Below are 23,470 nucleotides of genomic sequence, written 5' to 3'. Positions count from 1 at the left end.
AAGCGTCCGATGATCGGACGATTGGAGCGGACCGATGGCCCACTACCGTGCACTCGGCCGGCTGCCCCGGCAGCGCCACACCCAGCTGCGCGACGACGACGGCCACCTGTTCCGCGAGGAGCTGATGGGCGAGGAGGGCTTCTCGTCCGACTCGTCCCTGCTCTACCACCGCGGCGTGCCGAGCGCGATCACCGACAGCCAGGTCTGGGACCTGCCCGACCAGTCGCGCACGCCCAACCACCCGCTCAAGCCCCGCCACCTGAAGCTGCACGACCTCGAGACCGGCGCCTGCCCGGTCGAGGGCCGCCGGATGGTGCTCGGCAACAACGACGTCCGCATCGCGTACGTCGTCACCGGCACCGACCCGTCGCCGCTCTACCGCAACGCCATCGGCGACGAGTGCGTCTACGTCGAGACCGGCAGCGGCACCGTCGAGACGGTCTTCGGCACCGTCGCCTACCGCGCCGGCGACTACGTCATCGTGCCGCGCGCGACCGACCACCGCTGGGTGCCCGCCGAGCCGTCGCGGCTCTACGCCGTCGAGGCCAACTCCCACATCCACCCGCCCAAGCGCTACCTCTCGCGCTTCGGGCAGTTCCTCGAGCACGCGCCCTACTGCGAGCGCGACCTCGTCGGTCCCGCCGACCTCGACGCGCTGGTCGAGCGGAGTCGAGACCTCACCGACGTCGAGGTGCTGGTCAAGCACCGCACCAGCGCCGGCATCGTGGGCACCCGCCTGACCTACGCCACACACCCCTTCGACGTCGTCGGCTGGGACGGGTGCCTCTACCCCTACACGTTCAACATCGAGGACTACATGCCGATCACCGGCAAGGTCCACCAGCCGCCGCCGGTGCACCAGGTCTTCGAGGGCTGGAACTTCGTGATCTGCAACTTCCTGCCCCGCAAGGTCGACTACCACGACCTCGCCATCCCGGTGCCCTACTACCACTCCAACGTCGACTCCGACGAGGTCATGTTCTACGTCGGCGGCGACTACGAGGCGCGCAAGGGATCGGGCATCAACCTCGGCTCGATCAGCCTGCACCCCGGCGGCCACGCCCACGGCCCGCAGCCCAGCGCCATCGAGGCCAGCCTCGGCGTGGACTACTTCGATGAGTCGGCGGTCATGGTCGACACCTTCGCCCCGCTCGAGCTCGGCGAGGGCGGCCTCGCCGTCGAGGACCCGGCCTACGCGTGGACCTGGGCAGGCCGCGGCCCCGACGCCGGCGGCGACGACGGCGGTCCCGCGGTCTTCAGCAACTCCTAGAACCCCGCAGCTGGCGGCCACCCGAGCGGTGGTCCACCTACATTTCCACGCGCGGAAGTGGAGGTGGACCACCGCCGGCCCGCGGGTCGTACGCCGACACGCCGGGGGCGGTGGCTGACCCACATTCGACGGCGCAGGAATGTGGGTGGACCACCGCTGCTGCGGACCGGGCCTCAGGAGGTCCACGCGCGCCAGAGGGCGGCGTACTCCCCCTCGCGCTCGAGCAGCTCATGGTGGCTGCCGAGCTCGACGATGCGGCCGTCGATGACCACCGCGATCCGGTCGGCGTCGTGGGCGGTGTGGAGTCGGTGGGCGATGGCCACGACCGTGCGGCCCTCGAGGAGGTTGTTCATCGAGCCCTCGAGCGTACGTGCGGTGCGGGGGTCGATCAGCGAGGTCGCCTCGTCGAGCACCAGCGTGTGCGGGTCGGCGATGATCAGCCGCGCCAGCGCGACCTGCTGCGCCTGCGCGGGCGTCAGGGCGAAGCGCCCGGACCCGATCACGGTGTCGAGCCCCTGGGGCAGCCGCTCCACCCACATCAGCGAGCCCACTGCCCGCAGCGCAGCGCGTACGGCGTCGTCGTCGGAGTCCTCGCGCGCGAGGACGATGTTGTCGCGCACCGACCCGATGAAGACGTGGTGCTCCTGGGTCACGAGGGCGACCTCGGTGCGCAGCACCTCGAGCGGCAGGTCGACGAGGTCGACGCCGCCGATCGTCGCGGAGCCGGTGCGCGGGCGGTTGATGCCCGAGAGCAAGCGGCCGAGCGTCGACTTGCCTGACCCGCTGGGGCCGACGATCGCCAGGCGTTCGCCGACCCCGAGGCGCAGGTCGACGCCGTGCAGCACGTCGTGGCCCTCGCGGTAGGCGAAGCGCAGGTCCTCGCCCACCAGGTCGACGCCCTCCGGCAGCCGGTCTCCGGCGACGCGATCGGGCTGCACCTCGGCGATGCCGAGCAGGCGGCTCGTGGACGCGGCGCCGACCTGGAGTCGGTCGACCTCGCCGATCAGGCGGTCGAGCGGGTCGCCCAGCGCCTCGACGTACAGCACCGCGGCGGTGATCTGGCCGAGGTCGACCCAGCCCTGGGTGTAGGCGTAGGCGCCGACGAGGAGGGTGACCACCCGCGGTGTCTGGAAGGCGAAGTTGAGCGCGGTGAAGAGGATGTTGCGCAGCGTCATGCCGTAGCGCTCGGCCTGCGCCGACACCTCGATGTCGTCGTCGCCGGCCCGCACGCGAGCCCTGGAGAGGCCGAGCGCCTCGACGGTGCGGGCGCCCTCGACGGTCTCGGTGAGGGTCGTGTTGATGCGGGAGTACGTCGCTCCCTCGGTGATGTAGCCCTTGGGCGCGCGCCGGAGATAGCTGCGCACCGCCCACGACGAGGTGGCGAAGGTGAGCAGCGCCGGCACCGCGAGGACGACGGAGTTGAGCAGCATCGCGCCGATCGACAGCGCCACGGTCAGCAGCGAGATGATCGCCATCGGCAGGCCGTACTGGACCGAGCGGCTCATCGTGCCGACGTCGCGGGTCACCCGGGTGACGAGGTCGCCGGTGCTCGCGCCCTCCACCGCGCCGAGCGGCAGCCGGAGGATGGTGCGGACGATGTACTCGCGCGCGGTCGAGAGCAGGTCCTGGCCGAACAGCGTCGACGTGCGCTGGGCGACGAACGTGAACGCCGCCTGGAGCAGCACGACGCCGACGATCACGAGCGCGAGCTGGTCGAGCGACCGGCCGGTGCCCTCGACGGTGGTGTTGACCAGCTCGCCGAGCAGGCGCGGCACCACCAGACCGGTGGCGGCGGCGAGCGCGTTGAGCACGACCAGCGCGGTGAACATGCCGCGGCGGCTGGTGAGCAGGTCGCGGAAGAAGGCGAGGACCGCGCGGTTGCCCGACACCGGCCAGCCGCGCTCTGGGTTGCGCGAGGCGTCGTAGACCGCCTCGGCGCGCTGGCGGCGCAGGTCGTGGCGCGCCCAGAGCGCCGCGTTGCGCTCGAGCGGCGTCGCGTCGGTGGGCGGCACCAGCTCGGGCGGGATCACCGGCGGGTCGAGCGTGCGGTCGCGCCAGGTCTCGGCCGAGGTGGCGAGCAGGTCGGTCATCGCGACGCCCCCTCGACCTCGTCGTCGAGCGAGCGGGCCACGACGCCGCGGTAGGTGTCGTTGTCGCGCAGCAGGTCGGCGTGCTCGCCGTCGGCGACCACCACACCGTCCTCGAGCAGCACGACCCGGTCGGCGTGGTGGAGCCAGAGCGGCGAGACGGTGCAGACCACGGTCGTACGACCGCGGCGCAGGTCGCTGACGCGCTCGGCGATCCGCGCCTCGGTGTGGGCGTCGACGGCGGAGGTCGGCTCGACGAGCACCAGGATCGGCGCCTCGACCGCGAGCGCGCGTGCCAGCACGACGCGCTGTCGCTGCCCGCCGGAGAGCCCGCGGCCGCGCTCGTCGAGCTGGCCCTGCCAGCCCTCCGGCAGCGCGTCGTACACGTCCTCGGCGTTGGCGACGCGCAGCGCCTCCTCGGCCTGCTCGCGGGTCAGCCGGCCGTGCGGGTCGATGGCGTCCTGGAGGGTGCCGGCGAACAGGCCGCTGCCGGTGTCGCTCACCAGCACCTGACGTCGTACGTCGACCAGGCTGGCGGCGGACAGGTCGACACCTCCCAGCCGGACGCCCCACGCACGGGTGGCGGCCTCCTCGTCGCGGGCGGCGATGCGGGCCCGGCGACGCTCCCGGTCGGCGCGGGCACGGCGCGCCGTGCGGCCCTTGAGACCGGCGCCGTCGTCCTCGCCCACGGGGTCGGTGTCGGGCGGCAGGTAGCGGCCGAGCCGGTCGGCGAGCGCCGCGCTCTGCTCGGGCACCGCGCTGACCACGACGGTCAGCAGGCCCGGGTGCGCCTCGAAGCCGCTGAGGTCGTCGACGATCCCGGCGGTGCCGTCGAGCGGCTGCGGCTCGGCCGGGTCGCGCCACGGCGGCCGCTGCTCGAAGATCGCGATCGCCTTGCGCGCGCTCACCAGCGCGCGGGTCGTCTTCTGGGCGAGCTCGAAGAAGGTGCGGATCGGTCCGACCATGAAGAGGCCGTAGCCCAGGAAGCTCACCAGCTGGCCGACGGTGATGTCGCCCGAGGCGACCTGCCGGGTGCCGAGCCAGACCAGGCTGACGAGGAAGACGCCGGAGAAGAGCACGCCGACGGCCTCGACCGCCGCCTGCCAGATCCCGGAGGAGACGCCGGCCTTGCGGGCCGACTGCGACTGCTCGGCGTAGTTGCGGCCGAAGGTCTCCTCGCCGCCGATGCCGCGCAGGATCCGCAGCCCGGCGACGATGTCGGTGGCCATCGAGGTCAGCTCGGAGTTGCGGCTGCGCTCGACCTCCTGGCGCCGGTGCAGCGGCCGCAGCAGGGGCAGCGCGGCGCCGAGCAGGACCGGGGCGGCCACCAGCACCAGCACACCGAGCTGCCACGACATCGACAGCACGATGGCCGCCACCGTCAGGTAGGACACCAGCTGCGCGGCGGAGCGGGCGAGGATCTCGGTCAGCGCGCCGAACTCGTCGGAGTCGCTCGAGGAGACGCTGAGCACCTCGCCGGTCGGCGAGCGGCGCGGCAGCACGTGCCCCATCTGCGCGACCTTCCGGGTGACCATCTGGGTCGTGCCGTAGAGGCCGATCAGCCACGTGCGGACGACCAGCGTGTGGAACACGACGCCGAAGACACCGCCCACGCAGACCACCGCGAGCATCGCGCCGGCCCACTTCAGCAGGGCGCTCGTCGAGTCACCGAGGATGCCCTCGTCGACGGCCCGGCCGAAGATGTAGGGGCCGAAGGTCAGCGGCAGCAGCCACAGCAGGCACGAGAGCGACGACAGCGCGACGACCCGCCACTGCTGGCGGAGCATCCACCGCAGGAACGCCGCAGGCGACCGGGTGTCGGGATCCGGTGTGGGTGCGTCGTCCGAACCGGAGAAGAACGTCGCGAACCGGGGAGGGAAGTCCTGCATGGCGGGGTCGAGCCTAGGTGGCGACACCGACCGGGCACGAGGCAATTACCGGGTGCCCGGCCGGGCCGGCAGGCTCAGGCCGCGCCGTACGCCGGGTAGTCGGTGTAGCCGGCCTCGGCGCCGCCGTAGAACGTCTCGGGCTGCGGCGCGTTGAGCGGCAGGCCCTCCTCGAGGCGGCGCGGCAGGTCGGGGTTGGCGATGAACGACCGGCCGAAGGCGGCCGCGTCGATCAGCCCGGCCCGCTGCAGGCGCTCGGCCTTGTCGAGGTCGTAGTTGCCGGCGCCGACGATCGGGCCGGGGTGCGCCGCCCGCAGCGCGCGGCGGTAGTCCTCGTCGAGCACCGGGCCGCCGGCCCAGTCGGGCTCGGACAGGTGGAGGAACGCGAGGTCGCGTCGGGCCAGCTCGCCGGCGACGTGGAGCCCGGCCTCGGCGCCCTCCGGGTCGGTCGTGCCGTTGAAGGAGCCGATGGGGGAGATGCGGATCGCGACCCGGTCCGAGGACCAGGCATCGATGACGGCGTCGGTGACCTCGAGCATCAGGCGGGCGCGGTTGGCCAGCGAGCCGCCGTACTCGTCCGTGCGCTGGTTGCTGTCGGCGGCGAGGAACTGGTGGAGCAGGTAGCCGTGGGCGCCGTGGATCTCGACGAGGTCGAAGCCGGCCTCGCGGGCGTTGACGGTCGCGCGACGGAAGTCCTCGAGCAGGCGCGGGACCTCCGCGAGCTCGAGCGCGCGCGGCGTCGGGCAGTTCACGCGCGTGGGACGGCCGTCCTCGCCGCGCACGGTGGTGCGGTTGCGGTAGGGGAGGGCGCTCGCCGACACCGGCAGCGCGCCGTCGTGGAAGGACTCGTGCGAGACCCGGCCGACGTGCCACAGCTGCGCGGCGATCAGGCCGCCGGCCTCGTGGACCGCGTCGGTGATCGTGCGCCACCCGGCGACCTGCTCGTCGCTGTAGATGCCCGGGGTGTCCATGTAGCCCTTGCCCTCGGGGCTCACCTGCGTGCCCTCGGAGATCAGCAGCCCGGCGCTCGCCCGCTGCACGTAGTAGTCGCGCATCAGCTCGTTGGGCACGTCGCCGGGGACGGTCGCGCGCATCCGGGTCAGCGGCGCCATCAGGACGCGGTTGTCGGTGCGCACGGCACCGAGGGTCAGGGGCTCGAAGAGAGAAGGCACGAGAGGCACCAACCAGCCTGACCAGCCCCGCTATTCCGGGTGGTTGCGTGTGTCACACCGTGCGGCAGGATGGGAGCGTGACCCGGCTGACGAAGAAGGTGACCGACCGGCTCCGCGGTGTGCCGGAGCACGACATCGACGAGGCCGACATCGAGGTCGAGTCGACGGCCCACGCGGCCGCCGGCGCCACGGCCGTCGCCGTCGCGATGAGGCGCGCCGTGGGCCAGATGGGCGTACGACGCGCAGCCTCGACCCTGACGCGGCTCAACCAGGTCGACGGCTTCGACTGCCAGGGCTGCGCCTGGCCCGACCCTGACGCCGGCCACCGCCACGTCGCGGAGTTCTGCGAGAACGGTGCGAAAGCCGTGGCCGAGGAGGCGACCCGCCAGCTCCTGGACCGCGAGTTCTTCGCGGTCCACTCGGTGCAGGACCTCGCCGGACGTACCGAGTTCTGGCTCGGCAAGCAGGGCCGCCTCACCGAGCCGATGGTGCTGCGACCGGGCGCCACCCACTACACCCCGATATCGTGGGACGACGCGTTCGCCACGATCGCCGGTCACCTGCGCGGCCTCGACCACCCCGACCAGGCGACCTTCTACACCTCCGGCAAGACCTCCAACGAGGCCGCCTTCGTCTACCAGCTCTTCGCCCGCAGCCTCGGCACCAACAACCTGCCCGACTGCTCCAACATGTGCCACGAGTCCTCCGGGTCGGCACTCGTGGAGACCATCGGCATCGGCAAGGGCTCGGTCACCCTCGAGGACATCCACCAGGCCAAGCTGCTCCTGGTCGTCGGGCAGAACCCCGGCACCAACCACCCGCGCATGCTCTCGGCGCTGGAGGAGGCGAAGTCCCGCGGCGCGAAGATCATCGCGATCAACCCGCTCCAGGAGGCGGGGCTGGTCCGGTTCAAGAACCCGCAGAACGCCAAGGGCCTCACGGTCGGGACGGCGCTGGCCGACCTGCACCTGCCGATCCGGCTCAACGGCGACCTCGCGTTCTTCCAGGCGGTCGGGTCGCTGCTCGTCGAGTGGGACGCGCTCGACCACGACTTCCTCGACCAGTACACGACCGGCTTCGACGCGTACGTCGACCACGTGGCCGACCTCGACTGGATCAAGGTCGAGGCCTCGACGGGCCTCACCCGCGCCCAGATCACCGAAGCGGCCCGGATGATCGCCGAGTCGCCCGCCACGATCACCTGCTGGGCGATGGGCATCACCCAGCACCACAACGCGGTCGGCACCATCAAGGAGATCGTCAACGTCGCCCTCCTCCAGGGCAACATCGGCAAGCCGGGAGCCGGCGTGTGCCCGGTGCGCGGCCACTCCAACGTGCAGGGCGACCGCACCATGGGCATCTGGGAGCGGGTGCCCGACCACTTCCTCGACAAGGTGCGCGACGAGTTCGGCTTCGAGCCGCCGCGCGAGCACGGCCTGGACACCGTCGCCTCCATCGAGGCGCTGCGCGACGGCAAGACCCGGGTGTTCTTCGCGATGGGCGGCAACTTCGTGGGAGCCGCCCCCGACACCGAGGCCACGGAGGCGGCGATGCGCAACGCCGCGCTCACCGTGCACGTGTCCACCAAGCTCAACCGCTCCCACGTCGTGCATGGCGGCGAGGCGCTGATCCTCCCTCCGCTGGGTCGCAGCGAGAAGGACCTGACCGGGGGCCGCCCGCAGCGGGTGACCGTCGAGGACTCGATGTCGGCCGTGCACGCCTCGCAGGGTCCGCTCGACCCGCCGTCGGAGCACGTGCGGTCCGAGGTCGACATCATCTGCTCCCTCGCCCTGGCCACGCTGGACGACTCTCCCGTCCCGTGGGCCGCGTTCCGCGACGACTACACCGAGATCCGCCGCCGGATCGCGCGCGTGGTCCCCGGCTGCGCGTCGTACGACGAGAAGGTGGACGAGCCCGGTGGGTTCGTGCTGCCGCACCCGCCCCGCGACAACCGCGTGTTCGACACACCCAGCGGTCGTGCCGTCCTCACCACGACGCCGCTCGAGGTGCTGGAGGTCCCGAAGGGTCGCTTCCTGCTGCAGACGATGCGGTCGCACGACCAGTTCAACACCACGATCTACGGCCTCGACGACCGCTACCGCGGAGTCTCGGGCGGTCGTCGCGTCGTCTTCGTCAACCCCGACGACCTGCGCGAGCTCGGCTTCGCGGAGGGCGACGTGGTCGACCTGGTCAGCGAGTGGCGCGACGGCGTCGAGCGCACCGCGCCGTCCTTCCGCGTCGTCCCCTACGACCAGCCCCGCGGCTGCGTGGCGGCCTACTACCCCGAGGCCAACGCCCTCGTCCCGCTCGGCTCGACGGCCGAGAAGAGCAACACGCCGGTCTACAAGTCGGTCGTGGTGCGGCTCGACCGCGAGGGTCGGGGCGGTGCGACGGACGGCGGGTCACACGGCTCGGCGGGCCAGTCCACCGGCTCCCACCGCGTCGACGAACCGCACCACCTGAGCTGACCCGGCCGGGATCCTCCGACCAAAGTCGCGGGTCTTCGCGACTCGCCCCCGCGGATTGCGCGAGCCGGGTACCGTGGCGACCGATGACGGCGCACATCGACGTGCTCACCTCGCGCGAGGTCCCGCTGGGCGGTCCGCGGGCCATGCGCGTGCGACGCACGCTCCCGCAACGGCACCGGTCCCTGATCGGCGCCTGGTGCTTCGTCGACCACTACGGGCCCGACGAGGTCGACTCCACGGGCGGCATGGTCGTCGCGCCGCACCCGCACACCGGCCTGCAGACGGCGAGCTGGCTCTTCGAGGGCGAGATCGAGCACCGCGACTCGGCCGGCAACCAGGCGATCGTGCGGCCGGGGGAGCTGAACCTGATGACCGCGGGCCACGGCATCAGCCACTCCGAGGTCTCCACGCCCGACACGGCGGTCCTGCACGGCGCCCAGCTCTGGATCGCCCTGCCGGAGGGGAGCCGCGACACCGAGCCCGGCTTCGAGCACTTCGCCCCGAAGCCGGTCCGCGGCCCCGGCTGGGAGGCCCGCGTCTTCCTCGGCGACCTGCTCGGCGCCTCGTCACCGGTGCCCACCCACACCCCGCTCGTCGGCGCCGAGCTGATGCTGGCGACCGGCAAGACCCTCGAGATCGAGGTCGACGAGACCTTCGAGCACGGCCTGATGCTCGACGTCGGCGTCATCGAGGTGGAGGGCACCGAGCTGAAGCCCAGCGACCTCGCCTACGTCCCGCCGGGGAACACCACCCTCACCGTGACCGCCCACGAGGAGGCGCGGCTGCTGGTGCTCGGCGGACCGCCGTTCGGCGAGCCGATCGTCATGTGGTGGAACTTCATCGGCCGCACCCACGAGGAGATCGTCGGGTTCCGCGAGGAGTGGCAGCAGCAGATCGTCGACGGCCGGCAGGCCGACGGCCGCTTCGGCGTCGTCGACATCGACATGGACTCCATCCCGGCGCCCGAGATGCCCAACGTCCGGCTGAAGCTCAGGCACTGACCGGGTGGGGACTCCCGCGATCGTCGGCGACGACGGCGTCGCCCGCTGCCCGTGGGGCGCCGGCGACCCGGTCAACCTCGCCTACCACGACACCGAGTGGGGCCTGCGCGTCTCCGGAGAGTCCGCGCACCTCGAGCGGCTGACCCTCGAGGCCTTCCAGTCGGGGCTGTCCTGGCTCACGATCCTCAACAAGCGGCCCGCCTTCCGCGCCGCCTTCGCGGACTTCGACGCCGACGTCGTCGCCGCCTACGGCCCGGCCGACGTGGAGCGGCTGATGGCCGACGCCGGCATCGTGCGCAACCTGCGCAAGGTCGAGGCCGCGATCGCCAACGCCCGCGCCACCGTCGCGCTCCGCGACCAGGGCGGGCTCGAGGAGTTCCTCTGGTCCTTCCGGCCCGAGCCCGGGCCGGCCCCGGTCACCACGGGCGACGTGCCCACCACCTCACCCGAGTCGGTCGCGATGTCCAAGGCGCTCAAGAAGGCCGGGTTCGCCCACGTCGGACCCACCACGATGTACGCCCTCATGGAGGCCGTCGGCCTCGTCGACGACCACCTCGAGGGCTGCCACCGCCGCGGCGTCGCCGGCTGACGTCATCCGGACGGGGTGACCTCGCCCCCTCCGCATGACGTCCGGGATCAGGCGGGCTTGCGCCAGAGCGAGACGTGGCTCTCGCTGTCGTTGGTGAACGGCGCCCCGTGCCAGTCCGCGACGCGTCGCTCGAGCTCCATCCCTGCGAGCTGCGCCATCAGGTCGCACTCGGCCGGCCAGATGTAGCGGAAGTTGCTCTCGCCGTAGGTCACCGTGCCGTCGTCGTGGCGCCGGTAGTGGTGGGACGTGCCCTGCTGTGTGGTCATGTCGTAGGTGTCGAACCCGACGTGCCGGCGCCCGACGTGGAACGGCACCGCGGCCTGGCCCGGCGGGAAGCGGCGGATGCCCGGCACCCAGAGCTCGACCACGAAGCGGCCGCCGGGGGCGAGGTGGGCGGCGGCGTTGCGGAACGTCGCCACCTGCTCGGCCTGCGTGCGGACGTTGCCGATGCTGTTCCACACGACGTAGACCAGGCTGAACTCGCCGTCGACCCGCGTGGTGGCCATGTCGCCCACCGTCACCGGGATGTCGGCCCGCTTGCGGCGCAGCTCGTCGACCATCGGCTGCGACAGCTCGATGCCCGAGACCGGGACGCCCCGGTCGGCCAGCGGGATCGCGACCCGGCCCGTGCCGATGGCGAGCTCGAGGGCGGCGCCGTCGCCGGCGAGCTCGGCCAGGAGGTCGATCGCAGGGTCGAGCACCTCGGGCTCGAACATGAACGCCGAGCTCTCGTCGTACGACGCCGCGGTCTCGGCGTCCCAGTAGTCGCTGCTGCTCATGGCGCCACGCTGCCCCAGCCCGGTGCCCGAGGACCACCGATTTCACCCCTGCCGCCGCGGCCCGCCAGTCCGTAGGCTGCCCGTCCATGACGCGCGTGCACGCCTTCTCCGCCGACGACGCCCTGACCGACCTCGACGCGACCGGGATCGTCGAGGGCCTCCGCGCGGGGACCTTCTCCGTCCCCGAGGTCGTCGAGGCCGCCATCGCCCGCACCCAGCAGGTCGACGCCGTGCTCGGCGCGGTGGCGTACGCCGCCTACGAACGCGCTCGCGCGGAGGCCCGCCACCCGCGCGGCGGCTGGTTCGCCGGGGTCCCGACGTTCGTCAAGGACAACGTCGACGTCGCCGGGATGCCCACCCAGCACGGCGCCGACGCGTTCACGGCCGCGCCTGCGAAGGCCGACGGGGACTTCGCCCGGATGTACCTCGCGACCGGCCTGGTCCCGCTCGGCAAGACCCAGCTCTCCGAGTTCGGCTTCTCCGGGGCGGCCGACCACGTCCGCCTCGGTGCGGTGCGCTCGCCGTGGGACCCCGACCACTACGCCGGAGCCTCGTCGGCCGGCTCCGCCGCGTTGGTCGCCGCCGGAGCGGTGCCGATCGCGCACGCCAACGACGGTGGCGGCTCCATCCGGATCCCGGCCGCGGTGAACGGCCTCGTCGGGCTCAAGCCCACGCGGGGACGCCTCGCGCAGGACAAGATGATGCGCGAGATGCCGGTGCGGATCGTCTCCGACGGCGTGCTGACCCGCAGCGTCCGCGACACCGCGGCGTTCTACCGCGAGGCCGAGAAGGTGTGGCGCAACCCGGTGCTCGCACCGATCGGCGACATCACCCGTCCCAGCCGCGCCCGCCTGAAGGTCGCGGTCGTCACCCAGGGAATCGGTCGCGACTCCAGCCCGGAGGTCCGCGAGCTGACCCTGAAGACCGCCGCGGTCCTCGAGTCGCTGGGCCACCAGGTCGAGGAGATCGACAACCCGGTCCCGCCGGGCTTCCCCGACCACTTCGTGCGGTTCTGGTCGATGCTCGCGCTGGTCATCGTGCGGCGGGGCAAGAAGGACTTCGGCCCGTCGTGGGACCCGGCGAAGCTCGACAACCTCACCCTCGGACTCGCGCGCCACGCCGCCCGCAACCTCCACAAGCAGCCGTTCTCGATCGCGGTGCTGCGGAGGTCGGCGAAGATGGCCGCCCGCCACCGCGCGCAGTACGACGTCACGCTGACGCCGACGCTGGCCACCGAGACGCCTCGGGTCGGCCACCTGCGCCCCGACCAGGACTACGACGAGATCATGGGCCGGCTGATGGACTGGGTGGCCTTCACCCCGCTCCAGAACGCGACCGGCGAGCCCGCCATCTCGCTGCCCCTCGCCACCACCGCCGCAGGCCTGCCGCACGGCATGATGCTGGGCGCCGGAGCCGGGCGTGAGGGCCGCCTGCTGGGCCTGGCCTACGAGCTCGAGGAGGCCGTCGGCTGGCCCCGGATCCAGGACCTCTGACGGGTGCTTCCGGGGCCGTCCGGACGGCCGGTCCGAGCCGATTTCTCATCCGTGCCGGAGCGTGTGTATCGTTCTCCGTCGTTGCCCCTTTAGCTCAGTCGGCAGAGCGTCTCCATGGTAAGGAGAAGGTCTACGGTTCGATTCCGTAAAGGGGCTCTGGGTCGGTCTCCCTCCGGGGCGTCCGTCCTCCGCGGCGGGGTAGCTCAGGTGGTTAGAGCACACGGCTCATAATCGTGGTGTCGCGGGTTCGAGTCCCGCCCCCGCTACCACCAGTCCACACCGCACCACCCGCAACCCAAGGATCTCCGATGGCCAGCAAGAGCTCTGACGTTCGCCCCAAGATCACGCTCGCGTGCACCGAGTGCAAGGAGCGGAACTACATCACCAAGAAGAACCGTCGCAACGACCCCGACCGCATCGAGCTGAAGAAGTTCTGCCCGCGCTGCCGCAACCACACGGCTCACCGCGAGACCCGCTGACGCTTCTCCGCTCCACCCCGACCCGTCCGAGATCCTCGGACGGGTCGTCGTGTTCTAGGGTCGTGCGTATGCCCGTCGACCCCTCCCTGGTGGGGCGCCAGTTCCCCGCGCCGGCACCCCTGACCGTCACGCCCGAGCGGGTCGGCGCCTTCGCCGCCGCCGTCGGCCATCCCGGCGGTGACGTCCCGCCGACCTTCCCGATCGTGCTCGCCTTCGACGCCATGCAGGCGTTCCTCGACGCCGAGCAGATCGACCTGCACCGGATCGTGCACGGCGAGCAGCGCTTCGCCTACGTCCGTCCGCTCGCGCCCGGCGACGAGCTGAGCGCCACGCTCACCGTCACCGGCGTGCGCCAGATCGGCGCGGCCGACATCATCGCCACCACCAGCGAGATCACCGACGCGTCCGGCGCGGTCGTCTGCACCGGCAAGGCGACCCTCGTGCACTCCTCCGGAGGTGCGGCATGACCACCACGTTGCAGGGCGGAGACGTCCTCGAGCCCAAGACCTTCACGGTCACCCGCGCCGACCTCGTGGCCTATGCCGACGCCAGCGGCGACCAGAACCCGATCCACCAGGACGAGGACGTCGCGCGCAGCGTGGGCCTGCCCGGCGTGATCGCGCACGGCATGTACACCCTCGCCCTCGTCGGGCGGGCCGTCGCGGAGTGGACCGACGGGGCCGAGGTCGTCGACCTCGGTGCGAAGTTCACCAGCCCGGTCGTCGTACCTGCCGAGGGCGGTGCGGAGGTCGTCGTCGGCGGCACCGTGAAGTCCGTCGCCGACGGGCTCGTCACGCTCGTGCTCGAGGTGACCTGCGAGGGCCAGAAGGTCCTCGGGATGCCCAAGGCGGTCGTGCGTGGCTGAGCTGCTCAGCTCGCACACCTCGCTCCGGCTCGGCGGTCCCGCGCAGCGGTGGGTCCGGGCGACCACGGAGGACGAGCTCGTCGCCGCGGTCGGCGAGGCCGACCGTGCTGGCGAGCCGGTGCTGGTCCTCGGCGGCGGCTCCAACCTCGTCGTCGCCGACGAGGGGTTCGCGGGCACGGTCGTCGAGGTGGCCACCCGCGGCGTCGTGGCCGACGTCGACGACTCCGGCGATCCCTCCTGCTCGGGCGCGACCGTCACCATCGCCGCCGGCGAGGCCTGGGACGACGTCGTCGCCGAGGCCGTCGACCGCGGCTGGATCGGCGTCGAGGCGCTCTCCGGCATCCCCGGCTCGGTCGGTGCCACCCCGATCCAGAACGTCGGCGCCTACGGCCAGGACGTCTCCCAGACGATCGCCCGGGTGCGCGTGTGGGACCGGGTCCTGCACGGCGTGCGCACCTTCGCGGCCGCCGACTGCCAGTTCGGCTACCGCACCAGCCGCTTCAAGGCCGACCCCACCCGCCACGTCGTGCTCGACGTGACCTTCCAGCTGCGCCAGGGGGTGCTGGGCGCCCCGATCGCGTACGCCGAGCTGGCGCGCACGCTCGGAGTGGCCGAGGGCGGCCGAGCCCCGCTCGCCGAGGTCCGCGAGGCGGTGCTCGGGCTGCGCCGCGGCAAGGGCATGGTGCTCGACGACGACGACCACGACACGTGGTCCGCCGGGTCGTTCTTCACCAACCCGCTCCTCACCCCGGAGCAGGCGGCCGCGCTGCCCGACGACGCCCCGCGCTGGGAGCAGCCCGACGGCACGCTGAAGTCGAGCGCGGCCTGGCTGATCGACCACGCCGGCTTCGGCAAGGGCTACACCAGCGCGGTCGCGGGGGAGCGGGTCAGCCTCTCCACCAAGCACACGCTGGCGCTCACCAACCGCGGCGGCGCCACGACCGACGAGCTGCTGACGCTCGCGCGCGAGGTCCGCGACGGCGTCGAGGCGGCGTACGGCGTCCGGCTGGTGAACGAGCCGGTCACCGTCGGCTGCACCCTCTGACAGCCCGACCCGCGATATCTGAGGACGTGGTGGACGGATCTCCGGTCGGAATCCGTTCACCACGTCCTCAGATATCGGAGGGGGCGAGCCAGGTGGCGATGTCGCGGCGCGCGGCCTCGAGCACGTCCGGCGGGGCCTGGGAGGCCTCGAACGACATCGTCGCCAGCCGCGCGAGGGTGGCGTCGTCGAGGTCGTGCGCGGCCCGCATGGTGGCGTACTGGCCGGCGAGGCGGGAACCGAAGAGCAGCGGATCGTCGGCGCCGAGCGCGACCGTCGCTCCCGCGGCCAGCAGGTCGGGCAGCGGCACCGACGTGAGGTCGGAGTAGACCCCGAGCGCCACGTTGGACACCGGGCACACCTCGAGCGCGACGCCGGCCTGCACGATGCGGTCGAGCAGCTCGGGGTCCTCGGCACTCCGTACGCCGTGCCCGAGGCGCTGGGCGCCGAGCCGGTCGAGGCAGGTGCGGATGTGGTCGGGACCGAGCAGCTCCCCGCCGTGCGGAGCCAGCAGGAGTCCGGCGCGCTCGGCGATCCGGAACGCACCCTCGAAGTCCTCGGTGCGACCTCGCCGCTCGTCGTTGGACAGCCCGAAGCCGATCACCCCGCGGTCGGCGTACTGCGCCGCGAGGCGGGCCAGGGTGCGGGCGTCGAGCGGGTGGCGGGTGCGGTTGGCCGCGATGACCACCGCGATGCCGAGGCCGGTGCGCTCCGAGGCGTCGCGCACGCAGTCCAGCACCAGGTCGGTGAACGCCGTGATCCCGCCGAAGCGCGCGGCGTAGCCACTCGGGTCGACCTGGATCTCCAGCCAGCGCCCGCCGTCCCGTACGTCGTCCTCGGCGGCTTCCAGCACCAGGCGTCGTACGTCGTCGGGCGTGCGCAGCACCGAGCGCGCCACGTCGTAGAGGCGCTGGAAGCGGAACCAGCCCTTCTCGTCGGCCGCGCTGAGCTGCGGCGGCCAGTCCTCGACCAGCGAGTCGGGCAGCACGATGTGGTCGCGCTCGGCGAGCTCGAGGAGCGTGGCGTGGCGCATCGAGCCGGTGAAGTGCAGGTGGAGATGGGCCTTCGGAAGCTGCGACACGTCGCGCCGGTGGTCGCCGCCAACGACCGGAGTCCCCATGCGGGCATCGTAGGTGGGACCCCGTGGGATCCCTCGGTTCGACTCGGCTGGATCGGCCCCGTATGCTTCCCGATTGGTGGTTTCGCCAGATGCTTCGGCATGCCCGCAGCGACGGGCGCAGGCCACCGGAGGGCACTAGCTCAACTGGCAGAGCATCGGTCTCCAAAACCGAAGGTTGGGGGTTCAAGTCCCTCGTGCCCTGCGAGGAAACACTGCACAGCAACCCGGACGAGAAGGTGAAGCAACGTGGCCGACGGCAACGCGGTTCAGGATCGGCGCGACTCGCGCGGAGACGACCGTGGGCGCACCAGCCCCGTCACGTTCCTGCGCCAGGTGGTCGCCGAGCTCCGCAAGGTGGTGTGGCCCACCCAGCAGCAGCTGATCACCTACTTCTTCGTGGTGCTGGTCTTCGTCACCGTGGTGATGGCGCTGGTCTCGGTGCTCGACCTGGCTTTCGGAAAGCTGGTCTTCGAGCTCTTCACCGGCAGCAACACCCAGTGACACCGGGGCAGTGAATCCCCGCCCCCCAGCAACCAGTACGGAGTGAGACGTGTCGGACAGCAATGACGTGGACCAGGTCGAGGACCAGGTCGAGACCGTCGACGAGGCGACCCCCGAGGACGCCGACCTGACCGTCGACGAGGCCGACGAGGCTGACCAGGACGTCACCGAGGACGACGCCGCGGACACCGAGGTCGTCGACGAGGCTGACGAGGACGACGAGGCTGCCGAGGTCGAGGAGACCGACGCCGACGCCGCTGACGAGCCCGCCGAGGACAACGACCCGCTCGAGGCCTTCCGCCGCGAGCTGTGGGCGAAGCCGGGCGACTGGTTCGTCGTGCACACCTACTCCGGCATGGAGAAGCGGGTCAAGCACAACCTCGAGAACCGCATCATCTCCCTCAACATGGAGGACTACATCCACGAGATCGTGGTCCCCACCGAGGAGGTCGCGGAGATCAAGAACGGCCAGCGCAAGATGGTCACGCGCACCGTCCTCCCCGGCTACGTCCTGGTCCGCATGGACCTCACCGACGAGTCCTGGTCCGCCGTGCGCCACACGCCGTCGGTCACCGGCTTCGTGGGCCACAGCCACCAGCCCGTGCCGCTGAGCATGAGCGAGGTCGAGGACATGCTCGCGCCGGCCGTCGTGGCCGTCGCCGAGGCCGAGGCCGCCGCGTCCGGCGAGAAGGGCTCCGCCACCACCCCGCGCAAGCCCGTCGAGGTCGCCGACTTCGAGGTCTCCGACTCCGTCATGGTGGTCGACGGCCCGTTCGCCACGCTCCACGCGACGATCACCGAGATCAACGCCGAGTCCCAGCGCGTCAAGGCCCTCGTCGAGATCTTCGGCCGTGAGACCCCGGTCGAGCTGTCGTTCAGCCAGATCCAGAAGGTCTGACGATTTCGCCAGGCCGCATCTGCGGCCTGACAATGAAGTAGCAACAACCCGTGGCAGAGGGCATCCGTCCTCGTCGTGACCACAAGAGAGAAAGAAGAAGGCAATGCCTCCCAAGAAGAAGATCGCCGCGCTCGTCAAGGTGCAGCTGCAGGCCGGTTCGGCCACCCCGGCCCCGCCGGTCGGCACGGCGCTCGGCCCGCACGGCGTCAACATCATGGACTTCTGCAAGGCGTACAACGCCCAGACCGAGTCCATGCGCGGCAACGTGATCCCCGTCGAGATCACCATCTACGAAGACCGCTCCTTCGACTTCATCACCAAGACTCCTCCGGCCGCCGAGCTGATCAAGAAGGCCGCCGGCCTGTCCAAGGGCTCGGGCGTCCCGCACAAGGAGAAGGTCGGCAAGCTGACCAAGGACCAGATCCGCGAGATCGCGACCACCAAGCTGCCCGACCTGAACGCCAACGACATCGATGCGGCCATGAAGATCGTCGAGGGCACTGCGCGCTCGATGGGCGTCACGACCGACTGAATCCGTGGGAGAGCCGCGCTGGCTCGCTAACCACATCCTTCGCACCACAGAAACGAGAAGACAATGCAGCGCAGCAAGACCTACCGCGCGGCCGCCGAGACGTTCGACAAGGACGAGCTCTACGCCCCGCTGGCCGCCATCAAGATCGCCAAGGGTGGCTCCAAGAAGAAGTTCGACGAGACCGTCGACGTCGTCATGCGCCTGGGTGTCGACCCGCGCAAGGCCGACCAGATGGTCCGCGGCACCGTCAACCTCCCGCACGGCACCGGCAAGACCGCCCGTGTCCTGGTGTTCGCCAACGCCGACAAGGCTGACGCCGCCCGCGAGGCCGGCGCCGAGTTCGTCGGTGGCGACGAGCTGATCGAGAAGGTCGCCGGCGGCTGGCTCGACTTCGACGCCGTCGTCGCCACGCCCGACATGATGGGCAAGGTCGGCCGCCTCGGTCGCGTCCTCGGCCCTCGCTCGCTCATGCCCAACCCGAAGACCGGCACCGTGACGCCCGACGTCGCGAAGGCCGTCACCGACATCAAGGGCGGCAAGATCGAGTTCCGCGTGGACCGTCACGCGAACCTGCACTTCATCATCGGCAAGGCGTCCTTCTCCGAGGTCCAGCTCGCGGAGAACTACGCCGCCGCCCTCGAGGAGGTGCTGCGTCTCAAGCCGGCCAGCTCCAAGGGCCGCTACATCAAGAAGGTCACCGTCTCGACGACGATGGGCCCCGGCATCCAGGTCGACCCCAACCGCGTCAAGAACGTCGCCGTGGAGGACGAGGCCGTCCAGGCCTGATCCACCGCAGCAGCCGACCGGCCCGGTCATCCCTCGCGGGGTGGCCGGGCCGTTCCGCATTTCGCCCGGAACGACCGTTTCGCTGTGGAAGCATCGGGTAGGAAGGGCCCGCAGCCCGCTTCGAACCCGAACGCATCAGGAGACTCCATGCGCGTCACGTCCCTCGCCCGCCGACTCGGCTCCGTCGCCCTCGTCCTGAGCGTCGGGGTCGGTGTCACGGCCTGCAACGACGACTCGTCCGGGTCCGACTCCTCGAGCTCCGCCTCCGACGACAGCAGCAGTGACGACAGCAGCAGTGACGACAGCTCCGCGTCGACCGACGACGGGACCGAGGAGGCCGAGGCGCTGACCGAGCTCGACGGCGCCGGCTTCTACCCCTCGGTCATGGACGCGATGAAGGAGGCGGAGACCTTCAACTTCCAGACCGTGTCCGGCTCGGGCGGCCAGTCGCAGACGATGGAGGGCCAGGCCCGCTTCGGCGACGACGGCATCGAGATGAAGGCCTCCAGCACCGGCGGTCAGCAGATGGAGCTGATCCTGATCGACCAGGCGATGTACCTGAAGTCGCCCGACCTCGGCACCGGTGACAAGTGGCTGAAGGTCGACCTGAGCGACCCGAACTCGCTCTTCGGGATGATCGGCAAGGCCACCGACCCGGAGGTCATGTTCAAGTCCATGGAGGCGCCGAAGAAGCTCGAGCTCCTCGGCTCCGAGGAGGTCGACGGGGTGGAGACCAACCACTACCGGATCACCATGGACCCGAAGAAGTACCTCGACGCGATGGAGTTCCCCGCCGCGATGGCCGACATGCTCCCCAAGGAGCTGGTGACCGAGATGTGGGTCGACGGCGACAACCTGCCGCGCAAGTTCTCCCAGACCCTCGACGTGCCGTCGGTGGCCGGTGGCAAGGCCACCACGACCACCAGTGAGGGCACCTACACCGACTTCGGCACCGACGTCGAGATCGAGGCGCCGCCGGCCAACCAGGTCACCGAGGACATGTTCGGCGGCGCTGCCTGAGCGTCGTACTGCTCACGCCGTGATCGGCGGGCGGGTCACTCGCGGAAGACCCGCTCGTCGATCAGCTGCTCCTTGACCTCGAAGCCCTCGGGGTCGTAGCGACCCTGGTCGAAGCGCGTGCGGAACTGCAGCGTCACGCCGTCACGACCGAAGCGGTTCTTCTCGATGGTGAGCACCGCGAAGTCCTTGAACCGCTCGGCGTTCGTGAGGTCGTACGTCAGGTGGTGGCGCGCGACGATGTCGTACTTGTTGTTGAGCACCATCACCACGTCGGCCTCGTAGGCCAGGGCGCTCGAGCCGCGCAGGTCGCTGGCGCGCATCCGCTTGCCGCTGCGCAGGGCGTCCTTCTCGGCCGCGGCGATCGCCAGGACCGGGGCACTGATGTCGATGGCGAGGTCCTTGAGGCCCTCGACGATCTCGGTCGAGCGCAGCTGCTCGTCGGTGTGCTGCGACTTCACCTTCTGGAGGTAGTCGACGACCACGAGCGGCATCGTGCCGGTCGCCTGGCGGACGGACTCGATGGTGGCCTGGATCGCCGCCAGGTCGGTCCGGGTGCCGGTCGAGCGGTGCACGAAGAGGTGCTCGGAGTAGTGCTCGACCCGCTTGAGCGCGTCGATGCCCGAGGGGATCGACTCGAGGCGGTGCTCGAGCGAGCTCACCCACAGGTCGTCGAAGATCGAGCGGATGCTGTTGACCCGCACCTGGTCGGACTCGTCGAGCTCGCCGGCCTCCATGGCGATGAGCTTCTGGGTGATGTCCTCGGCGTCGTGCTCGTAGGAGAAGTAGAGGACGGGGCGCCCCGTGGCCGCGTTGTTGCGCGCCATCTGCAGCGCGAAGGTCGACTTGCCGAGGCCCTGGGGGCCGGCGAGCAGGAGCAGCGAGCCGGCGCGCATGCCGCCGCCGATGAGCGGGTCCAGGCCGGCGAAGCCGGTCTTCCAGACCCGCCCGGCCGCGTTGCGCCCGGTGAGCATGCGTTCGTCGCTCCGGGCCAGAGAGGCCCCGACGGTCGTGAGCTGGTGATCCACGCCCACCATGGAACCAGTGTTGGGCCTCCACGGCAGGCGAATGCGTGGTTTGGCCGCTGTGGGATGGACCGCTCCCTCCCGATTTGGCCGGTCCGCGGCGAGCGCGTACTGTTCCTTCTCGAAACCAGAGACCGCAGGTTGTCACGAGCTCCACGCCCGTGACCGAAGGTCCGCAGCAGCGGGCGGCCGGCGCAGGTGACAGAGCAGCGGCACTCGCCGCATCCACGCCCTGAGCCTGTGCTCAGGGCGTTCGTCGTCTGTGGGCCCGACGCCGGTGGTCAACCCCGGAAGGAGACCCATGGCGCGGCCAGAGAAGACTGCCGCCGTTGCAGAGATCGTTGATTCCTTCAACGACTCCGCCGGCGCTGTGCTGACCGAGTACCGCGGGCTCACCGTGAAGCAGCTGCAGGATCTGCGGCGCTCCCTCGGCGAGAACGCCAACTACGCCGTGGTCAAGAACACGCTGGCCAAGATCGCCGCCTCCGAGGTGGGCATCGAAGGCTTCGACGACCTGCTGACCGGCCCCACCGCCATCGCCTTCATCAGTGGAGACGTGGTCGAGGCCGCCAAGGGTCTGCGTGACTTTGCCAAGGCCAACCCCGCCCTTGTGATCAAGGGTGGAGTCCTGGACGGCAAGCCGCTCGACGCGTCTGAGGTGGCCAAGCTGGCCGATCTCGAGTCGCGCGAGGTGCTGATGGGCAAGCTGGCGGGCGCGATGCTCGCGAGCCTCTCCCAGGCCGTCTACCTGCTCAACGCGCCGATCGCCCAGGCCGCCCGTCTCGCGGGTGCGCTGCAGGCCAAGGCCGAGCAGGACCCCACGATCCTCGCAGGTGGTGCTTCCCAGGAATCAGACACTGGGTCGGCTGCTCCCGCCGAGGACGCCCCGGTCGAGGAGGCCCCCGCGGCCGACGAGCCCGAGGCGACCGACGAGGCTGCCGAGCCGGCCGCCGAGTCCACCGACGCCTGACACCGGGCCGACGTACACCACCTGAAACCCGGCACGACGCACCACCGCGCTCGTGCCACACACGGAAGGAACCGCCACCATGGCGAAGCTCAGCACCGACGAGCTCCTTGACGCGTTCAAGGAGATGACCCTGATCGAGCTCTCCGAGTTCGTCAAGCAGTTCGAGGACACCTTCGGCGTGACCGCCGCCGCTCCCGTCGCCGTGGCCGCCGCCCCGGCCGCCGGTGGCGCCGCCGGTGGCGACGCCGCTGCCGCCGAGGACAAGGACGACTTCGAGGTCGTCCTCGAGGCCGCCGGCGACAAGAAGATCAATGTCATCAAGGAGGTGCGCGCCCTGACCTCCCTCGGTCTGAAGGAGGCCAAGGACCTCGTCGAGGCCGCCCCCAAGACGATCCTCGAGAACGCCACCAAGGAGGCCGCGGACAAGGCCAAGGAGGCCCTCGAGGCCGCCGGCGCCACCGTCACCGTCAAGTGACGATCCGCTAGCTCCTCGCTGCATCGCAGCAACTGCCGAAGGGCGGTCACCCCGAGCGGGTGGCCGCCCTTCGTCATGCTCCCGGGGTCTGTTCGTGGGGGGTGCGCAGGCATTAGAGTCGTGCTCATCCTGATGCGCATCACGAAATGAGTTGCTCCATGCGCAACAAGCCCAAGGCGTCGACCCTCACCCGGTTGCTGGAGAACGCACGCTACGAGGTCCTGCCCACCGCCTCGACCGAGGACAAGGTCCTCGCGCACGTCCCGCGCGAGGTCGCCGTCACCGTGACGGCCTCCCCGTCGAAGGGCCTGGAGTCCACGTTCGACCTCGCCGAACGGCTCGCCGGCCACGGCTACACCGTCGTACCCCACGTGGCGGCGCGGATGGTGTCCGGGCGCACCGAGCTCGAGGAGATCACCCAGCGGCTCCTCGGCAAGGGCATCGGGAGCATCTTCGTGCCCGGCGGCGACGCCGAGGCGGTGGGGGACTACCCCGACGCGCTCGCCCTGTTGGAGGACCTGAAGGAGCTGGGCTCCCCGTTCCCCCACGTCGGCATCACCGGCTACCCCGAGTCGCACCCGACGATCCACGACGACCTCACGGTGCAGTCGATGTGGGACAAGCGTCGCTACGCCACGCACATCGTCAGCAACCTGACCTTCGACCCGGCCGTGGTTCGCGACTGGGTACGACGGCTGCGCGCTCGTGGCGTGACCATGCCGCTGCTCCTCGGCCTGCCCGGCCCGGTCGAGCGCGCCAAGCTGCTCGGCATGGCGACCAAGATCGGCGTGGGGGAGTCGACCCGCTTCCTGGCCAAGAACAAGGGCCTCTTCGCCCGGCTCGCGGCTCCCGGTGGGTTCACCGGCGAGAGCTTCCTGGAGAAGTGCGCGCCGGCGCTCGGCGAGGAGGGCGCTCTCGTGGAGGGGCTCCACGTCTTCACGTTCAACCAGATCGCCGAGACCGAGGCCTGGCGCACCGACATGCTGCAGCGGCTGCAGTCCTAGCGGCTGCCGTC

At 71.0% G+C, this 23,470-nt stretch carries 23 protein-coding genes and 3 tRNA genes; 20 read left to right on the top strand and 6 right to left on the bottom strand.

Annotated features, from left to right (window positions below):
* The first annotated feature begins 34 nt into the window (after positions 1 to 34).
* The gene (locus J2X46_RS23000) at positions 35 to 1,270 is read left to right on the top strand and encodes a homogentisate 1,2-dioxygenase domain-containing protein (RefSeq protein ID WP_310254731.1); all 1,236 of its coding nucleotides are present in this window, start codon (positions 35 to 37) and stop codon (positions 1,268 to 1,270) included.
* A gap of 173 nt (positions 1,271 to 1,443) precedes the next feature.
* On the opposite strand, the gene J2X46_RS22995 is transcribed toward J2X46_RS23000, so the two are convergent.
* The 3 genes from J2X46_RS22995 to nemA form a co-directional block, all read right to left on the bottom strand.
* Positions 1,444 to 3,360, bottom strand: coding sequence for an ABC transporter ATP-binding protein (locus J2X46_RS22995; RefSeq protein ID WP_310254729.1), 1,917 nt, complete (start codon positions 3,358 to 3,360; stop codon positions 1,444 to 1,446).
* The gene (locus tag J2X46_RS22990) at positions 3,357 to 5,246 is read right to left on the bottom strand and encodes an ABC transporter ATP-binding protein (protein ID WP_310254727.1); all 1,890 of its coding nucleotides are present in this window, start codon (positions 5,244 to 5,246) and stop codon (positions 3,357 to 3,359) included. Before J2X46_RS22990 ends, J2X46_RS22995 begins: the two co-directional genes overlap by 4 nt.
* A 74-nt stretch (positions 5,247 to 5,320) precedes the next feature.
* Positions 5,321 to 6,415 carry an N-ethylmaleimide reductase gene (gene nemA / locus J2X46_RS22985; protein WP_310254725.1) on the bottom strand — a complete coding sequence of 365 codons (1,095 nt, stop codon included), beginning with the start codon at positions 6,413 to 6,415 and terminating at the stop codon, positions 5,321 to 5,323.
* A 77-nt stretch (positions 6,416 to 6,492) separates the two neighbouring features.
* Here nemA and J2X46_RS22980 point away from each other — a divergent pair, with 77 nt between their 5' ends.
* The 3 genes from J2X46_RS22980 to J2X46_RS22970 all read left to right on the top strand — a co-directional run bounded on the left by J2X46_RS22980 (position 6,493) and on the right by J2X46_RS22970 (position 10,473).
* Positions 6,493 to 8,883, top strand: coding sequence for an FdhF/YdeP family oxidoreductase (locus J2X46_RS22980; protein ID WP_310254723.1), 2,391 nt, complete (start codon positions 6,493 to 6,495; stop codon positions 8,881 to 8,883).
* A gap of 83 nt (positions 8,884 to 8,966) precedes the next feature.
* On the top strand, positions 8,967 to 9,884 hold the full coding sequence (locus J2X46_RS22975) for a pirin family protein (RefSeq protein ID WP_310254721.1): 918 nt from the start codon (positions 8,967 to 8,969) through the stop codon (positions 9,882 to 9,884).
* A 4-nt stretch (positions 9,885 to 9,888) separates the two neighbouring features.
* Positions 9,889 to 10,473 (top strand): DNA-3-methyladenine glycosylase I, encoded by a 585-nt coding sequence (locus tag J2X46_RS22970; RefSeq protein ID WP_310254719.1) that lies wholly within the window; start codon positions 9,889 to 9,891, stop codon positions 10,471 to 10,473.
* A gap of 47 nt (positions 10,474 to 10,520) precedes the next feature.
* Here the strand turns inward: J2X46_RS22970 and J2X46_RS22965 are convergent, their stop codons facing one another.
* Positions 10,521 to 11,252 carry a class I SAM-dependent methyltransferase gene (locus J2X46_RS22965; protein ID WP_310254717.1) on the bottom strand — a complete coding sequence of 244 codons (732 nt, stop codon included), beginning with the start codon at positions 11,250 to 11,252 and terminating at the stop codon, positions 10,521 to 10,523.
* 86 nt (positions 11,253 to 11,338) lie between these two features.
* On the opposite strand from J2X46_RS22965, the gene J2X46_RS22960 reads away from it, so the two are divergent.
* The 7 genes from J2X46_RS22960 to J2X46_RS22930 all read left to right on the top strand — a co-directional run bounded on the left by J2X46_RS22960 (position 11,339) and on the right by J2X46_RS22930 (position 15,134).
* A complete protein-coding gene (locus J2X46_RS22960; protein ID WP_310254715.1) occupies positions 11,339 to 12,745 on the top strand; it encodes an amidase in 1,407 nt (468 codons plus the stop codon).
* Positions 12,746 to 12,828: 83 nt separating this feature from the next.
* A tRNA-Thr gene (locus J2X46_RS22955) sits at positions 12,829 to 12,901 on the top strand.
* 36 nt (positions 12,902 to 12,937) lie between these two features.
* Positions 12,938 to 13,014 (top strand) — tRNA-Met (locus tag J2X46_RS22950).
* A gap of 39 nt (positions 13,015 to 13,053) precedes the next feature.
* Positions 13,054 to 13,224, top strand: coding sequence for a 50S ribosomal protein L33 (gene rpmG / locus J2X46_RS22945; RefSeq protein ID WP_090969093.1), 171 nt, complete (start codon positions 13,054 to 13,056; stop codon positions 13,222 to 13,224).
* A 68-nt stretch (positions 13,225 to 13,292) separates the two neighbouring features.
* Positions 13,293 to 13,691, top strand: a complete 399-nt coding sequence (locus J2X46_RS22940) for a MaoC family dehydratase N-terminal domain-containing protein (protein ID WP_310254712.1) — start codon at positions 13,293 to 13,295, stop codon at positions 13,689 to 13,691.
* Positions 13,688 to 14,089 carry a MaoC/PaaZ C-terminal domain-containing protein gene (locus tag J2X46_RS22935; protein ID WP_310254710.1) on the top strand — a complete coding sequence of 134 codons (402 nt, stop codon included), beginning with the start codon at positions 13,688 to 13,690 and terminating at the stop codon, positions 14,087 to 14,089. Before J2X46_RS22940 ends, J2X46_RS22935 begins: the two co-directional genes overlap by 4 nt.
* Complete coding sequence (locus J2X46_RS22930; protein WP_310254708.1) at positions 14,082 to 15,134, top strand: UDP-N-acetylmuramate dehydrogenase; 1,053 nt, start codon at positions 14,082 to 14,084, stop codon at positions 15,132 to 15,134. Before J2X46_RS22935 ends, J2X46_RS22930 begins: the two co-directional genes overlap by 8 nt.
* A 67-nt stretch (positions 15,135 to 15,201) precedes the next feature.
* Here the strand turns inward: J2X46_RS22930 and J2X46_RS22925 are convergent, their stop codons facing one another.
* On the bottom strand, positions 15,202 to 16,251 hold the full coding sequence (locus tag J2X46_RS22925; protein WP_310254706.1) for an adenosine deaminase: 1,050 nt from the start codon (positions 16,249 to 16,251) through the stop codon (positions 15,202 to 15,204).
* A 129-nt stretch (positions 16,252 to 16,380) separates the two neighbouring features.
* Between J2X46_RS22925 and J2X46_RS22920 the strand changes: the two genes are divergently transcribed.
* From J2X46_RS22920 to J2X46_RS22895, 6 genes are all read left to right on the top strand, one after another.
* Positions 16,381 to 16,453: transfer RNA gene (locus J2X46_RS22920), tRNA-Trp, on the top strand.
* A 44-nt stretch (positions 16,454 to 16,497) separates the two neighbouring features.
* A complete protein-coding gene (secE, locus tag J2X46_RS22915) occupies positions 16,498 to 16,752 on the top strand; it encodes a preprotein translocase subunit SecE (protein ID WP_310254704.1) in 255 nt (84 codons plus the stop codon).
* 49 nt (positions 16,753 to 16,801) lie between these two features.
* On the top strand, positions 16,802 to 17,650 hold the full coding sequence (gene nusG / locus J2X46_RS22910) for a transcription termination/antitermination protein NusG (protein ID WP_310254702.1): 849 nt from the start codon (positions 16,802 to 16,804) through the stop codon (positions 17,648 to 17,650).
* Positions 17,651 to 17,753: 103 nt separating this feature from the next.
* Entirely contained in the window at positions 17,754 to 18,182 is a 429-nt protein-coding gene (gene rplK, locus J2X46_RS22905; RefSeq protein ID WP_310254700.1) for a 50S ribosomal protein L11, read from the top strand.
* Positions 18,183 to 18,245: 63 nt separating this feature from the next.
* Positions 18,246 to 18,968 (top strand): 50S ribosomal protein L1, encoded by a 723-nt coding sequence (rplA, locus tag J2X46_RS22900; RefSeq protein ID WP_310254698.1) that lies wholly within the window; start codon positions 18,246 to 18,248, stop codon positions 18,966 to 18,968.
* Positions 18,969 to 19,115: 147 nt separating this feature from the next.
* Positions 19,116 to 19,988 carry a hypothetical protein gene (locus tag J2X46_RS22895; RefSeq protein ID WP_310254697.1) on the top strand — a complete coding sequence of 291 codons (873 nt, stop codon included), beginning with the start codon at positions 19,116 to 19,118 and terminating at the stop codon, positions 19,986 to 19,988.
* A gap of 35 nt (positions 19,989 to 20,023) precedes the next feature.
* Here J2X46_RS22895 and J2X46_RS22890 read toward each other — a convergent pair whose 3' ends face one another.
* Positions 20,024 to 21,013 (bottom strand): DnaB-like helicase C-terminal domain-containing protein, encoded by a 990-nt coding sequence (locus J2X46_RS22890; protein WP_310254695.1) that lies wholly within the window; start codon positions 21,011 to 21,013, stop codon positions 20,024 to 20,026.
* A 298-nt stretch (positions 21,014 to 21,311) separates the two neighbouring features.
* Here J2X46_RS22890 and rplJ point away from each other — a divergent pair, with 298 nt between their 5' ends.
* The 3 genes from rplJ (at position 21,312) to J2X46_RS22875 (ending at position 23,459) form a co-directional block, all read left to right on the top strand.
* Positions 21,312 to 21,980: a 50S ribosomal protein L10 gene (gene rplJ / locus J2X46_RS22885; RefSeq protein ID WP_310254693.1), complete on the top strand. Its 669-nt coding sequence runs from the start codon at positions 21,312 to 21,314 to the stop codon at positions 21,978 to 21,980.
* 79 nt (positions 21,981 to 22,059) lie between these two features.
* Positions 22,060 to 22,455 carry a 50S ribosomal protein L7/L12 gene (gene rplL, locus J2X46_RS22880; RefSeq protein ID WP_268109737.1) on the top strand — a complete coding sequence of 132 codons (396 nt, stop codon included), beginning with the start codon at positions 22,060 to 22,062 and terminating at the stop codon, positions 22,453 to 22,455.
* Positions 22,456 to 22,613: 158 nt separating this feature from the next.
* Positions 22,614 to 23,459, top strand: a complete 846-nt coding sequence (locus J2X46_RS22875; RefSeq protein ID WP_310254690.1) for a methylenetetrahydrofolate reductase — start codon at positions 22,614 to 22,616, stop codon at positions 23,457 to 23,459.
* Positions 23,460 to 23,470: the final 11 nt, after the last annotated feature.

It is taken from the genome of Nocardioides sp. BE266, from assembly GCF_031457855.1.
Lineage (GTDB): Bacteria > Actinomycetota > Actinomycetes > Propionibacteriales > Nocardioidaceae > Nocardioides.
The sequence above is the reverse complement of the archived record's forward strand: the minus strand, read 5'-3'. Positions and strand labels throughout refer to the sequence as shown.